At 50.0% G+C, this 13,321-nt stretch carries 14 protein-coding genes and 2 pseudogenes; 14 read left to right on the top strand and 2 right to left on the bottom strand.

What is annotated here, in order from left to right; translation table 11 throughout:
- Window positions 1-128: 128 nt before the first annotated feature.
- Window positions 129-626 (bottom strand): annotated as a pseudogene (locus tag Q0274_RS04485) (shikimate kinase); the annotation flags it as partial.
- A complete protein-coding gene (der, locus tag Q0274_RS04480; protein ID WP_298027991.1) occupies window positions 613-1,998 on the bottom strand; it encodes a ribosome biogenesis GTPase Der in 1,386 nt (461 codons plus the stop codon). The gene der and the pseudogene Q0274_RS04485, both read right to left, overlap by 14 nt.
- A gap of 572 nt (window positions 1,999-2,570) precedes the next feature.
- Between der and Q0274_RS04475 the strand changes: the two genes are divergently transcribed.
- The 14 genes and pseudogenes from Q0274_RS04475 to Q0274_RS04415 all read left to right on the top strand — a co-directional run bounded on the left by Q0274_RS04475 (window position 2,571) and on the right by Q0274_RS04415 (window position 13,264).
- Complete coding sequence (locus tag Q0274_RS04475; RefSeq protein ID WP_298027988.1) at window positions 2,571-3,476, top strand: DMT family transporter; 906 nt, start codon at window positions 2,571-2,573, stop codon at window positions 3,474-3,476.
- Window positions 3,477-3,482: 6 nt separating this feature from the next.
- The gene (locus tag Q0274_RS04470) at window positions 3,483-4,415 is read left to right on the top strand and encodes a DMT family transporter (protein WP_298027987.1); all 933 of its coding nucleotides are present in this window, start codon (window positions 3,483-3,485) and stop codon (window positions 4,413-4,415) included.
- 154 nt (window positions 4,416-4,569) lie between these two features.
- Window positions 4,570-4,764 (top strand): CoA protein activase, encoded by a 195-nt coding sequence (locus Q0274_RS04465; RefSeq protein ID WP_298027985.1) that lies wholly within the window; start codon window positions 4,570-4,572, stop codon window positions 4,762-4,764.
- A 17-nt stretch (window positions 4,765-4,781) separates the two neighbouring features.
- Complete coding sequence (locus Q0274_RS04460) at window positions 4,782-5,333, top strand: BadF/BadG/BcrA/BcrD ATPase family protein (RefSeq protein WP_298027984.1); 552 nt, start codon at window positions 4,782-4,784, stop codon at window positions 5,331-5,333.
- A pseudogene (locus Q0274_RS04455) lies at window positions 5,330-5,653 on the top strand (2-hydroxyacyl-CoA dehydratase); the annotation flags it as partial. The gene Q0274_RS04460 and the pseudogene Q0274_RS04455, both read left to right, overlap by 4 nt.
- 52 nt (window positions 5,654-5,705) lie before the next feature.
- Window positions 5,706-5,786 carry a 2-hydroxyacyl-CoA dehydratase gene (locus Q0274_RS11100; RefSeq protein ID WP_367271911.1) on the top strand — a complete coding sequence of 27 codons (81 nt, stop codon included), beginning with the start codon at window positions 5,706-5,708 and terminating at the stop codon, window positions 5,784-5,786.
- A 71-nt stretch (window positions 5,787-5,857) separates the two neighbouring features.
- Entirely contained in the window at window positions 5,858-6,715 is an 858-nt protein-coding gene (locus tag Q0274_RS04450) for a substrate-binding domain-containing protein (RefSeq protein ID WP_298027981.1), read from the top strand.
- Entirely contained in the window at window positions 6,708-7,484 is a 777-nt protein-coding gene (locus Q0274_RS04445) for a 4Fe-4S binding protein (RefSeq protein ID WP_122873338.1), read from the top strand. The genes Q0274_RS04450 and Q0274_RS04445 overlap by 8 nt, the downstream gene beginning before the upstream one ends.
- The gene (locus Q0274_RS04440; protein ID WP_298028067.1) at window positions 7,484-8,311 is read left to right on the top strand and encodes a radical SAM protein; all 828 of its coding nucleotides are present in this window, start codon (window positions 7,484-7,486) and stop codon (window positions 8,309-8,311) included. The genes Q0274_RS04445 and Q0274_RS04440 overlap by 1 nt, the downstream gene beginning before the upstream one ends.
- 260 nt (window positions 8,312-8,571) lie before the next feature.
- A complete protein-coding gene (locus tag Q0274_RS04435; protein ID WP_298027980.1) occupies window positions 8,572-10,122 on the top strand; it encodes a flavocytochrome c in 1,551 nt (516 codons plus the stop codon).
- A 227-nt stretch (window positions 10,123-10,349) separates the two neighbouring features.
- Window positions 10,350-10,790 (top strand): cytochrome c3 family protein, encoded by a 441-nt coding sequence (locus tag Q0274_RS04430; protein ID WP_002947156.1) that lies wholly within the window; start codon window positions 10,350-10,352, stop codon window positions 10,788-10,790.
- Window positions 10,787-11,449 (top strand): NapC/NirT family cytochrome c, encoded by a 663-nt coding sequence (locus tag Q0274_RS04425; protein WP_298028065.1) that lies wholly within the window; start codon window positions 10,787-10,789, stop codon window positions 11,447-11,449. Before Q0274_RS04430 ends, Q0274_RS04425 begins: the two co-directional genes overlap by 4 nt.
- A 281-nt stretch (window positions 11,450-11,730) precedes the next feature.
- Entirely contained in the window at window positions 11,731-12,852 is a 1,122-nt protein-coding gene (gene proB / locus Q0274_RS04420; protein WP_298027979.1) for a glutamate 5-kinase, read from the top strand.
- 46 nt (window positions 12,853-12,898) lie between these two features.
- Complete coding sequence (locus tag Q0274_RS04415; protein WP_298027978.1) at window positions 12,899-13,264, top strand: hypothetical protein; 366 nt, start codon at window positions 12,899-12,901, stop codon at window positions 13,262-13,264.
- The last annotated feature ends 57 nt before the right edge of the window (window positions 13,265-13,321 follow it).

Raw genomic sequence — 13,321 nt, 5'->3', positions numbered from 1 at the left:
AGCGCCTCTTTCTTTTCAAGCTTATCGCTTTTGCCCTCTTTACCGTGCGGCTTGGAATTTTTGCCGCCGCCCAGGCACTTTTGTTTAGACATCTTTTTCCCCTTTAAATTTAGCCCGTCGCAGGCGGATAGAATTTCTTTTACGATCTTTTTTACGCTTTTATTTTCCACGTCGATTACTATGTCGGCCTTTTTTTCATACGCCCCGTCCCTTTGGGCGTGCAGCGCCGCGGCCTTTTGCAGATCGGCTAGCAGCGGGCGCTTGGCAAATTTTTTCTCCGCGTTCTCGCTGTTTTTTAAGCGCTCGATTATCCCTTCAAAGCTTGATTTCAGATACACGACGGTGCCGATTTTATTTAAATTTTTCACGGCGTAAAAACCGCCGCCCGTGGAGATCACGGCGTAGCGGACGGACTTTTCTAAAAATTTTGCAAGACCCTCTTCCATCTTTCTAAAGCTCTGCTCGCCCTGCTCTTTAAAAATTTGCCCGATCTTTTTATTGGCGTAGCTTTCGATCATATCGTCGCAATCAAGCGCAAACATCCCGCTTTGCACAGCCAGCGCCCGCGCTACTGTACCCTTGCCGACCCCCATAAAGCCTATGAGCACGATGTTACCGCTCTTCATCGCTCTCCCCTTTTTTGCGCGGTAGCAGCACTAGCGGACTTCCCGAAAGGGCAAAGCTCGCGCGCAATCTGTTCATCAAATAGCGCTTGTAGCTAAAATGCAGCGCTTGCGGACGGTTCATCACAAGAGCGATCTTCGGCGGCGCAAAGCCGATCTGCGCGGCGTAGTAAATTTTAACCGATTTGCCCCGCTCGCGAGGTATCGGATGCGCCTTTATCGCGGCTTCTACCGCTTCATTGATCCTTGCAGTGCCGAGCTTGCGCGTGAAATTTGAATAAACCTCCAAAATGAGCGGGTAAATTTTATGGATCCGCTTCTTATCCGTCGCGCTGACACTGATGATCGGCGCGTAGGAAAGAAATTTAAACCTACCTCGTAGATCGCGGCAAAACTCGTCGTAATCGCGCTCGCAAAGATCCCATTTGTTTAAAATTATGATGAGTCCGAGTTCAAATTTAGCCGCAAGCCCCGCGATGCGCTCATCCAGCTCGTTTAGCGGCTCACTTGCGTCAAGCACCAAAAGCGCGATGTCGGAGTTTTGCAAAATTTTTTCGGTGCGATTTAGCGCGAAGCGCTCGATGCCCTCGATCTTGCCGCGACGGCGAATACCCGCCGTGTCGATAAACTCGAGCGTGCGTCCCTGAAATTCCGTGCTTTCGTTTACCGGATCGATCGTCGTGCCCGCATAATCGCTCACGACCGAGCGCTGCGAGCCAACAAGTGCGTTTAGAAGGCTTGATTTACCAACGTTTACTCGCCCGATGATACCCACGCCGATGGTTTTACTAGCGTAAAAATCCTCGTCGCGCCCCTCTTTCGGCTCGCCCTCGTCGTTAAAGCCCTCTATAAAATCATCAAAAATTTCATCCTCATCCTGCTGCGTAGGTGCAGGGTCCAAGAAGCCGTATATCCACTCTTTGAGCTCGTCGATGCCGCTGTTGTGCGAGACGGAGATCGGGAAAAATTTAACGCCGAATTCGTTAAACTCCCAGCTGCGCTCCTCGTCGCGCTTGCCGTCGATCTTATTGACTGCCAGGGCTATGGGCTTGCCGAGCCTTTGCAGCGAGAAAAATATCCGCCGCTCATCATCGCTCGGAAGCAGCTTACCGTCCGCCATAAAGATTATCAAATCCGCGCTCTTGGCCTCGCTTAGCGTCTTAGCTTGCACGCGCGCAAACAGCTCGGAGGTGTCGTCCAGACCGCCCGAATCGATTACGCGCACGCGGCGATCGAAAATTTCGGCTTCGGCTCTATTGGTATCGCGCGTCGTACCCGCAACGTCGCTCGTGATGGCGATGCGAGCGCCCGCTAAGCGGTTAAAAAGGCTCGACTTGCCGACGTTGGGGCGCCCGATGATGATCAAACTTTTCACGTTCGTCCTTGTAGTTTTTGGCGCGATTATAACCAAAAATAGATTAAAGCCAAATTCTACGCGCTCGCTCGCGAAAGGGAGCGGCAAAATTTTATAAAATTTAGGCGCTAAATTTAGCGAAATTTTATCGCGACACTAGCAAAACGCGCTTGAATAAAAGGCGCCAAGGCGCACGATCCGTGGCCGCAGACGATGCGGAGCGGGGGCGATGCGTAAAATTTATAAAATTTTAAAACCGAAGTCTGAGCGCGAAAAACTAGCGGTCGAAACACAAAAACGCTCGAAAACGCGCGAAGGCGTGTAAACCCGCGGCTGCGCAAATTTTACTGCTTTGCACATGCAAGCGGCGGTGCGCAGAGCAGAGGGTCGGTAAAAATCACAAAAGCAGCGCCCGATATCCAAGCACCGAACTATCGCCTGCAAGCGAGAAACGCAAATGCAAGCGCCGAAGTACAAAACCGAGCCGTCGCACCAGGCGCTCAAAAATAAGCGGTGCGGCGAAATATTAAAAGAGCGGGATATTAAAATTTAATCATTATGCGTGTATAATTCCGCAAATTTAAAGAGGCGCGATGAAATACAACAACTTCTTGCTACACCATCTAAGCGTTTATTATATGCTGATGGCGTGCTTTTACAACTCTCTTACGGGCGTTTTCGCCAAGCTTTTGGGCGCGCAAATTTCATCGCTTGAGGTTGTGCTCTTTCGCAATCTACCAGGGCTTCTGATCCTGCTTTATAAAATCAAGGTGCGTCCCCGTACGGCGCGCTTCGCAAACAAAGGCGGTCATCCTTTTACGCTTGCGTTTCGTGGCATTATCGGGATTTTGGGGCTAATGGTGTTTTTTTATAACATCGCAAACATCAGCCTCGGCGAGGCATTTACCTTTCAAAAAACGGCGCCCATTTGGACGGCGATCATCGCGTATTTTACCCTCGGCGAAAAATTCGGCGCGATGGGCTGGTTCTCGGTCTGCCTAGGCTTTGTGGGCATCGTTTTAGTAATTCAGCCGCAGTTTGGCTTGCAGCCGAGCGATATTTTTGGAATTTTAAGCGGATTATTAGCCGCAATGGCGCTTACATCCGTGCGCGGGCTGCGCAAATACTATAGCTCCGATACGATCATCCTCTCTGCGCTTCTTGCCGGCACGCTAATGCCCGCAGCGCTTATGATCGCGGCAGAATTTATAGACGCGCCCGCGCTGAGTTTTATGCTTTGCAAATTTAAAATTCCAAACGCGCAGGGTTGGCTCTTTGCCGTGCTTTTAGGGCTGCTGGGGCTGTTTTATCAAACCTACGTCACCAAGGCCTACGCCGCGACGCGCAAAGCGGGCATAGTAGCTACGATCAGCTACGCAGACATCATCTTTTCGACGCTATTTGGGCTGCTGCTAGGCGACGCCCTGCCCGGTTTAATGGCGCTTTCGGGCATGGCGCTCATCATCGTCGCGGGCAGGCTCGTGGCGAACCGAAAGTAGGACGGCGTGAAGCAGAAATTTTACTCCGCGTTTTGGCTGAAACATCTGGGCGTTTATTATATGCTCGTAGCGAGCTTTTATTTTGCGCTAAACGGCGCGCTAGCCAAGGTCATGGCGGAGCGGATGAGTAGCGCCGAGATCGTGTTTTTCCGCAACGTCGTAGGCATCGCGATCGTGCTGTTTTCGCTAAGGCGGGTAAAAAATCTGGGTCCGGGCGGCAAGCCGTGGCTACTCGCATTTCGCGGTTTTATCGGCAGCTGCGGTATCTTAGCGACCTTCTACAATATCGCTCACATCGATCTTGGCACCGCTTTTACCTTCCAAAAGACGGCGCCCATTTTCACCGCGCTATTTTCGGCGTTTTTCTTGGGCGAAAAGCTAAGTTCCAAGGCATGGTTTGCGATACTGCTGGGCTTTGGCGGAATTTTACTCGTCGTGCGCCCGCACATCGGCATCAGCGTAACCGACGCGGTGGGAATCTTCGGCGGCATGTGCGCGGGGCTTGCGTACACGAGCGTGCGCGAGCTTCGCAAATACTACGCCACCAATCTCATCGTGTTGGTTTTCGTCTCGTCCGCTACCTTTTTAAGCGCGATGATGATGGCTGCGGGCTGGGTGCTCGGTGATAGCGAGGTCAAAATTTTAGGGCTTTTCAGCGGGGCGGATTTAGCGAGACTTGCTTACTTTAATCTGCCGAGCTTGCTTGGCTGGGTGCTCGTGGCGCTTCTGGGCGTCAGCGGGATCTACTTTCAAATTTACATGACGCGCGCCTACGCCGCTTCGCGCAAAGCGGGCATCGTCGCTGCGATCAGCTACAGCGACATCCTCTTTAGCATGGCGCTCGGAATTATGCTAGGCGATCGGCTGCCGGGCCCGATCGTGCTAGCGGGTATCGCGGTGGTGATTTTAAGCGGAATTTTAATCGCCCGCGAGCGCTAAATTTAAATTTCAAACCGATTCAAACGCGGCGCGAGGCTAAATTTAATCCGCGCCGCCCGCGAACGCTAAATTTCAGCGATATAAAAGTCTTAAAAAGCTAAGATTGCGATAAAGTTCTACGGCGTAGAAATATTTTTCGACGGATTTAAATTTTATGCATTTTATCGGTACCAACATCGGCGGGGCGTCGTCAAAGGTTGCCGTTATGGACGAACGCGGCAAATTTTGCGAGCTGTTTTTGCTACCTAGCGGCTTTAGCGCGGTTAAAGTCGCGAGGCAGGTCAAGCAAAATTTAGAGCAAAAAGGCTACGGCGAGGGCTTTGTGACGACTACGGGCGCGTTAGCGTAGAGTACGCGCAGCTTAGCATGAGCGAAATTTTATGCCACGGCCTTGGAGCGAACTTTTTGTTTGAGCCAGATTGCACCGTAGAGGGCGTGGGCGGGCAGGATACGAAGGCGATCAAGACCCTAAACGGCAAGCCCGCGGATTTTATCATGAACGACAAGTGCTCGGCGGGCACGGGCAAATTTTTAGAGATCAGCGCTGGTCGCCTGGGGCTAGAGCTAAGCGAAATTTACAAAACCGCCCGCAAAAATCCCGCGATCAAACTAAGCCCCTATGCACGGTATTTGCCGAGAGCGTCCTCGCTAAGCGCAAACGGAGCTGAGATGAGAGAGATCGCCTACGATACCCTCGACTCCTCCGCGCACAAGCTCGCCTCACTCATCAAACGGCTGGAAAATAAAATTTACTTTTTAAGCGGCGGACTTAGCAACGTGCCACTCTTTAAGCAGCTTCTAGGCGAGCATCTGGGGGCTGAAATTTTTACTCACGAAAACGCAATCTACTGCGGCGCGATGGGCGCTTCGCTTATCGGCGCACGCAAAGCAAACGAAATTTTAAAGGAGACGAGATGAAGATGGATTTTGACGCGCTTAAAAAGCGCAACGCAATGGCTCTTCACGATCTAAAAGAGCAAGGCAAACGCGTAGTGGGGATGTTTTGCGCCTACTCCCCCAAGGAGCTCATCTACGCAGCGAGCGCCGTGCCGGTTGGGCTTTGCGCCTATGACGAGAGTCCGATAGACGCCGCTCATGCCGAGCTTCTGCGCAATCTTTGCCCGCTAATCAAGGCAAGTTACGGCTACGCAGTTACCAAAAAATGCCCCTATATGAACGCCAGCGATCTCGTCATAGGCGAAACGACCTGCGACGGCAAGAAAAAGATGTACGAGCTGCTCGCAAAGCATAAGGATAAAGGAGGCGAGCCGCGAAGCCGGAGCAAACTATATGAGCTTGGAGACCGACTATTCCAAGCAAGACGTCGGGCAAATTCGAACGCGCCTAGAGGCGTTTATAGAACTGCTTTAAGCGGGTAGCTCGAAATTTTAAAATGAAGAATTTTCTAAATTTAAAAACAAACCAAAGAAAGGAGAGATTGCATGAAATTTAAAGAGATAGACGAATCTCGTCGCGGCTTTTTAAAAGGAGCTTTGGCAGCGGCAGCCATCGCCGGACCTGAAGCGATGCTCGCAGGCTATACGCCGTTTAAGCCCGATTCGTTGCAGGTTTGGTCGTGCGGAGGACTATCCGAGGCTTTTGCGCAGATAAACGCAGCGTACGAGTCCAAAACGGGACATAATATCCAGTACACCGGAGCCTTTGCGGGGGCGCTCGGGAAGTCGCTGCTAGCCTTGCAGGGCAAGACGGAGGTTTTCGGCGCCCGCGTTTTGGAGCTAAGCCAAAAACTGCGCAAAGCAGGCCTTAGCCTTCGCTTTAGACCGCTATGTTTTACCGACTACGTTTTAGTAGTGCCGAAGGGAAATCCCGCGGGCATTCGCGATCTAAAGGATCTAGCGGAACCCGGCGTGCGGGTGATGCTTCCGTTAAGGGCTTCGCCTCCGGGTAGCGGACCGGTAAAGGGAATTTTGAAAAATTCCGGCCTTACTGAGCCGGTCATGAAAAATATGGTTGCCAACGGAGCGTGCGTAATTACTATGATGTGCGATCTGGTAGACGGCAAGGGCGATGCGTCTATCATCGAAAAGCGCCTAACGACGCACGATAGGTTTAAAGACAAAATCGAATACATGCCTATCGACGAGAAACTCATCCCGCCGGGACCGCTTACCTTTACGCTAAATATCATGAAATACGTAAAAGACGAAAAGCTTGCCGATGACTTTGCGGACTTCGTTTGCTCGGACGGGCAGGAAATTTTCGAGCGGCACGGCTTTACCTCCATCCATTCGGCGCGCGGGCTTGAACTCATAGAAAGGTTTGGTGTAAAAGATGTTTAGTATCGTAAATATGGCAAAGATGAAAAAAGTCTCTAGGCTAACTAAAATTCGTCGCTTGGTGCAGCTAATTTTTATAGGCGCGATCGGGCAATGGGCGTATTACGGGATTTTTAGATGCCCATTTATCGTGCCTTTCGTAAACTGCCAATCCTGTCCGATCGTTACGTGCTGGGGGCGGATCGCGACCGTGTTTTTCGGCTTTTGGCTATTTATCCCCGTGCTGGTTATTTTCCTCGGGCGCGCGTTTTGCGGCTGGCTTTGCCCTGGCGGATTCGTAAATCAAATGCTGGGCAAATTTGCCGCTTTTAAGCTTAAGCTAAAAAATAACAGGAAGCTACGATATGCGCAAATAGGCATGGTTCTAGCCGTTTTGCTTAGTGCGGGCGTCTATTTTATCTACGGCAACCCTCGCGTTATGATCCCTATCCGCACCAGCGACGAGTATCTCAACGCTGTTATCATGTCTTTTAAATTTTCCGACTGGTACTGGGCGGTTCGCACTGCCGTCGTCGTGGCTCTCATCGCCGCATCCTTGATCGTCGCAAATTTATGGTGCCGCTTCGCCTGTCCTAGCGGCGGTATAATGGAGCTGCTGCGTAAAATTTCAATATTTCGCGTTTATAAAACAGACGCCTGCGACAACTGCAACGCCTGTTTGCGCAAATGCGAAATGGGCACGAGACCGGACGAGATGAACTGCACGAACTGCGGCGATTGTATGGACGTTTGCCACGCGGACGCCATCAAATTCGGAAGGAAAAAAGATTGATGAATTTTTTCGCCAAACCCTCCTTCGACAACCACCCCTGCTTTAGCAAAAAAGCGTCCGCCGCCTACGGGCGCGTGCACCTTCCCGTAGCTCCGCATTGTAATATCCAATGCAATTTTTGCAACCGCATCTACGACTGCGCCAACGAAAATCGCCCCGGCGTAACAGAGAGGGTGCAGAGCCCGGACGAGGCCGCGCTATACGTGGAAAATCTATTTAAATTTAGACAGGATATCTCAGTCATCGGTATCGCAGGGCCCGGAGATCCTATGTGCGATGCCGACAAGACCCTAGCTACCTTTGAAAAATGCAAAGCCCGCTTCCCTCACGCCCTACTTTGCTTATCCACAAATGGCCTATCTTTGCTCGAGCACGTGGATGATATCGTGCGCATCGGCGTGAGCCACGTAACGGTAACGGTCAATGCCGTAACGCCCGAAGTGGGCGGCAAAATTTATGCATGGGTACGCCACGGAAATAGAATTTACCGCGGCGAAGAGGGCGCTAGAATTCTTCAGGCGCGCCAAGAGGAAGGGATCCGCAAGCTAAAAGAAGCCCGTATGATCGTTAAGATCAATACGGTCGTAATACCTGGCGTAAATATGGATCACGTCCCGCAAATCGCGAAAAAGGCCAAAGAGTGGCAGGCCGATATCATGAACTGCATGGCGATGATCCCCGTGCATGGCACCCCTTTTGCAAATATCAAATCGCCCTCAAACGAAGAAATTCGCAGCATGCGAAAGCTCATCGGCGGTTCCATTCACCAAATGACTCACTGCAGCAGATGCCGCGCCGACGCATGCGGCAAGCTTTGCGAGAAATGAAGACCTGCTTTGCGGGTCTTTTATCCGGCCTATAATACACTCTCATAGCGCACAAAATTTTATGTAGAGATTTAAATTTAAAATTTGTCTAAATTTAGAACTAGCAAGTGGCCGATAAGCGGTTTTTTAGCGGCGGCGGCTTTTAAAAATTTAAAAACAATTTTTAAATAATATTATTTTGCTTTTATTTAACTTTGGGTATAATTTTCCCAAAATTAGGCATCAGAAAAACCGTATAACGGTAAAATAAAGGAGACATCATGGAAAACGTTTCAAGACGTGATCTACTCAAAATGAGCCTAGTTGGCGCGGGTGCTTTAGCGCTCGGCTCCGTAAACGCAAACGCTGCGGTAAGCTCTAAAGACGTCAAATTCGACGAAGAGTGGGATGTAGTTATCGTCGGTTCCGGTTTTGCAGGACTTGCAGCAGGTATCACCGCAGCCGAAAAGGGCAACAAAGTCCTAATCCTAGAAAAGATGGGACGCGTTGGCGGCAACTCCGTAATTAACGGCGGAATTTTCGCAGTTCCAAACAGCGACAAACAAAAAGCCGAAGGCATCAAAGATAGCAACGAGCTATTTATCAAAGACTGCCTAAAAGCCGGCCGCGGCCTAAACCACGTAGATCTCATCGACACCATCGCTACTCGCGCGCAAGACGCGTATAAGCTCACCCTAAAATGCGGCGCTAAATACATAGATAAAGTTACTCACGCAGGCGGACACAGCGTACCTAGATCGCTTCAGACCGCTAACGGCTCGGGTTCGGGTATCGTTCAGCCGATGGTAGAATACTTTAAAAACCTACAAGACTGCGAGCTAAGACAAAGAGCTAAATTTGACGAATTCGTCCTTGGCGAAGACGGCGGCGTAGACGGCGTGATCATCAGAGAGGATTATAAATTCGACTCAAAGAGCCAAAAAGACGATGCCGAAAACACTACCGGAACTAAAAAGACTATAAAAGCCAAAAAAGGCGTAGTACTAGCAGCGGGCGGATTTTGCCGCGACGTATTCTTTAGACAGGTTCAAGATCCGTCTATCTTGCCTACTACGGATAGCACCAACCACCCGGGCGCAACCGCAGGCGCTATGAAAGAGGCATTTAGGATCGGTGCAACTCCAGTGCAGCTAAGCTGGATACAGTTTGGTCCATGGGCATGCCCTGACGAAAAAGGCTTTGGCGTAGGCTCTATGTTTAACGTAAACGGAAGCTTCCGCTACGGTATCTCAGTCGATCCAAGAACCGGCAAACGCTATATGAACGAGCTAGCAGACCGCCGCACCCGCTCTCAAGCTATGTTTAAAGTAATCGACGCAAAAGCCGATATCTATCCTATCAACTTCTGCGATAGCGAGGGCGTAAAAAACATGGTCATACCTGAACACTACACTAAACCGCTGGAATCTGGCGTACTAAAGAAATTTGAAACTCTAGACGAACTAGCTGCAGCTTATAAAATCCCTGCTGCAGAGCTAAAAAAGACCGTCGAGAGATATAATAGCTTCGTTAAATCAGGCAAAGACGAAGACTTCGGCAAACCTATGGATAAAACCACTACAAACGGCGTAGATATCTCTAAACCTCCTTTCTACGCTATGCGCGGTACGCCAAAACTTCACCATACCATGGGCGGTATCGATATCAATACCAAAGCTCAGGTCATCTCTTTACAAACCGAGATGCCTATTCCAAGATTATTTGCAGCAGGCGAGATCACAGGTGGCGTACACGGAGCTAGCCGCTTAGGTAGCGTAGCGATTGCCGACTGCTTAACGTTTGGTATGATAGCCGGAGAGAATATAGGCTAATTTGCGGCGTCTTTCGGACGCTTTTTGCGGAGCTTGCTAAAATTTTGCTTGGCAGACTATTTTGTCTAGCCTGCGCAAAATTTTAGCCGCGCAACCCAAAAAAAATCGCCTCGAAATACTTGCAAATCTTATTTCGTATCGCAGGTCAAATTTGGTCTGCGGTACTTTTAAATTTGAAGCCGAATTTGCAGTTAAATTTGCAAACTAGGCATCCGAAAGGAATTCGCATGAAACATAAAGCGTTTCTCGCCTTGTGCGCATCTATGCTACTATGCTCTTTTGCATTTAGCGCAGGCGCCCCAAGCGCAAAGATAACGTCTTTAGTCGATCTTAACGTCACCGACGAGCTGCGAGCCAAACACCCTTTAAAACCTCATCACGAAAAGCTAAGCTTCACCTGTCTTGATTGTCACGAAGGACAAGGAAACGACGCTAGTAAATTTAAATCCATAGGCGATAAAGGCTGTTTGTCCTGTCACGGCGACAAGAAAAAGATAGCTAAAAGACTAGAATACATGGATCTGCTAAAAGCAAATCCCCACAACTCGGTTCACGACGGCCCTACGCTATACTGCGACGAGTGCCACAACGAGCATAAAAAATCAACCAATATGTGCACGGAGTGCCACGAACACGAAGTTCCGCAATGGATGGGGGTAACGCCATGAAAATTTCAAAGAAAGTACTAGCGCTTATTATATTAGCAAGCGGCATTATAGGATTTTTAGTGGTACTTCCCGTGCATTACGCCCTAGAAGAAACTAGCGGAGAGAAGTTTTGCGTAGTATGCCACGAGATGGATCCTATGGTTATAGCTTATAGCAACGACGTTCATAGCGGTAAAGGCAAAAGCGGAGTAAGGGCTAAATGCGTAGACTGCCACATACCTCACGACAACCTAGCCAAATACGTCCTAGTTAAAGCCAAAAACGGATTGATGGAGGGATATATTCATTTCTTCAAAGATCCGGAGGCTATAGACTGGCATAAAAATAGAGAGAAAAGAGAGCACTTCGTATTTGATAACGGTTGCGTTAGCTGCCATACGAATTTGGTAGATAATAAGCTAACCTCAGTCAAGGCTCAAAAGATGCACGCTCACTATCAAAGCTTGCTAAATACCGACAAGCAACTAACCTGCGCTAGCTGTCACGCCGAGGTAGGCCACAGCGGACTAAACAACATGCTAAACTACTGGAAGCCTGAATACAAAATCTACGAAAAGAAAGCCGCAATCAAAAAAGAAGAGATAAAGAAGGCTTATTTCGGGGAGGATTATGTGGGGCCGAAGGTAGAGAACAAAGAGGATAACGTCACCAAAAAGTAGGCTAAAATGAAGAAAATTTTGCTCGTTAGCGACGACGTCGAGATGCAACTAAACCTCAACGCCGCGCTTTAGCAAGGATCCGGTAAATTTTAAGTCAGTAAATTTCGCGCGATAACGGGAGTTTATCTCCCGTTACGATCTTCGTAAACAGACTATCTCTACGCTTTATTAGAATTACTCGAGAATAAATTTAAACCAAAAGCTCGCATCTACTCAGCTCAAAACATAAAATTTAAAATAAGCCGTTTTCGATATAATTTTCAAAAATTTCGGAGCGGAAAATGGGTAGAAAAGAGCTTCTGGGCGGCGCAAAACGTATCGTCGTAAAAATCGGTACCTCAACGCTTACCAATGCGGACGGTTCGCTAAATGAGCGGCTCATCAAAAGTCTAGTCGCGCAAATTTGCAAGCTAAAAGATGCGGGCTTTTGCGTGGCTTTGGTAAGCTCGGGTGCCGTGGGCGCGGGCATGGGGCTGCTAGGCATCGCGCAAAGACCCAAAATTTTAAGCCGCAAGCAAGCTTTAGCGGCGGTCGGACAGGTCGCGCTGATGCATCTTTACGAGCGGCTGTTTTGGGCGCATGACCGCATTATCGCGCAGCTGCTGTTAAGCCGAGGCGATTTTAGCGACAGGGTGCGCTATCTTAGCGTGCGAAACGTCTGCGCGGAGCTACTCTCGCGCGGCATCGTGCCGATCATAAACGAAAACGATCCCGTCGTAGCAGATGAACTGAAAGTGGGCGATAACGACACGCTAAGCGCGCTAGTAGCGGGGCTAATCGATGCTGATCTGCTCGTGATTTTAAGCGATATCGACGGGCTGTACGACAAAAATCCGAGCGAGCACGCGGACGCAAAACTTTTAAGCTTTATTGAAAAAATCGACGAACACGTCGTCAAAATGGCAGGCGGCGAGGGCAGTAAATTCGGCACGGGCGGCATGGCGACCAAGATCGCGGCGGCGCAAATGGCAAATCAGATCGGCACTAGCCTGATCATCGCAAACGGGCGTACGGACGGAATTTTGCTTAAAATAGCGGCGGGCGACGAGGTAGGCACCCTCTTTAGCGCGGGCGCAGCGCGGCTTAGCTCGCGTAAATACTGGCTCGCATACGGCGCGATTAGCAAAGGTGCGGTGATTATCGACGCGGGTGCGGCAGAGGCGATAAAATCGGGCAAAAGCCTGCTTGCGGTCGGGATTACCGAGGTGCGCGGCGAGTTTGAGCGCGGCGAGATCGTAAACGTCTGCGCGACTGACGGCAAGCTGCTGGCGCACGGCATTAGCAACTATTCAAGCTGCAAGCTTGCGCGCATAGCGGGCGCAAAAAGCGATGAGATAGAGCAGGCTTTAGGCTACAAAAGCGACGATGACGCGATCCACGCGGATAATATCGCGCTGCAATGAAATTTTAGCCGTGTTCGCGCGTTTAAATTTTAAACGGAGGGCGTAGATGAAAAAGATTATATTTTTTGCGCTACTTTTGGCAGGCGCGGCGTGGGCGTACAAAGAGGCAAATCCCGCTAGAATTTTTATAGCGGCTAACGACGAGGATCAAGGCGGCACGCTAAACCGCGCTGAGCGGGAGAAAGCGGTAGCCCCAAAGAATATCAAACTTAAATTTTCAGCGCAAGGCGCGGCTTGGACGGCAAAATTTGACGAACCGGACGCCGATAAAAACGGCGAGCTAGACGTTCTTGGGCTGCGCGGATATGAGCCGGCGGATTACGTAAAAGCGCCCTGCGCGAATTGGAACGAGAAGGTTGGGCATAATGCCGGGCGAGTAAGCGAAATTTTGACGCAAGAAAATCCGAAATAAAATGGCCCAAAGCGCGCTAAATTTAAGCCGTCGCGCGCGGATAAAAATAAGACGCGC

Origin of the sequence: uncultured Campylobacter sp. (assembly GCF_937973075.1) — a bacterium.
In the GTDB taxonomy this organism is placed as follows: Bacteria; Campylobacterota; Campylobacteria; order Campylobacterales; family Campylobacteraceae; genus Campylobacter_B.
The sequence above is the reverse complement of the archived record's forward strand: the minus strand, read 5'-3'. Positions and strand labels throughout refer to the sequence as shown.

What these genes read in the sequence shown, in the direction of transcription:
- Q0274_RS04475 (WP_298027988.1), top strand. Translation starts at nt 2,571, where the DNA reads ATGAAATACAACAACTTCTTGCTACACCATCTAAGCGTTTATTATATG.
- Q0274_RS04465 (WP_298027985.1), top strand. Translation starts at nt 4,570, where the DNA reads ATGCATTTTATCGGTACCAACATCGGCGGGGCGTCGTCAAAGGTTGCC.
- Q0274_RS04460 (WP_298027984.1), top strand. Translation starts at nt 4,782, where the DNA reads ATGAGCGAAATTTTATGCCACGGCCTTGGAGCGAACTTTTTGTTTGAG.
- Q0274_RS11100 (WP_367271911.1), top strand. Translation starts at nt 5,706, where the DNA reads ATGAGCTTGGAGACCGACTATTCCAAGCAAGACGTCGGGCAAATTCGA.
- Q0274_RS04450 (WP_298027981.1), top strand. Translation starts at nt 5,858, where the DNA reads ATGAAATTTAAAGAGATAGACGAATCTCGTCGCGGCTTTTTAAAAGGA.
- Q0274_RS04445 (WP_122873338.1), top strand. Translation starts at nt 6,708, where the DNA reads ATGTTTAGTATCGTAAATATGGCAAAGATGAAAAAAGTCTCTAGGCTA.
- Q0274_RS04440 (WP_298028067.1), top strand. Translation starts at nt 7,484, where the DNA reads ATGAATTTTTTCGCCAAACCCTCCTTCGACAACCACCCCTGCTTTAGC.
- Q0274_RS04435 (WP_298027980.1), top strand. Translation starts at nt 8,572, where the DNA reads ATGGAAAACGTTTCAAGACGTGATCTACTCAAAATGAGCCTAGTTGGC.
- Q0274_RS04430 (WP_002947156.1), top strand. Translation starts at nt 10,350, where the DNA reads ATGAAACATAAAGCGTTTCTCGCCTTGTGCGCATCTATGCTACTATGC.
- Q0274_RS04425 (WP_298028065.1), top strand. Translation starts at nt 10,787, where the DNA reads ATGAAAATTTCAAAGAAAGTACTAGCGCTTATTATATTAGCAAGCGGC.
- proB (WP_298027979.1), top strand. Translation starts at nt 11,731, where the DNA reads ATGGGTAGAAAAGAGCTTCTGGGCGGCGCAAAACGTATCGTCGTAAAA.
- Q0274_RS04415 (WP_298027978.1), top strand. Translation starts at nt 12,899, where the DNA reads ATGAAAAAGATTATATTTTTTGCGCTACTTTTGGCAGGCGCGGCGTGG.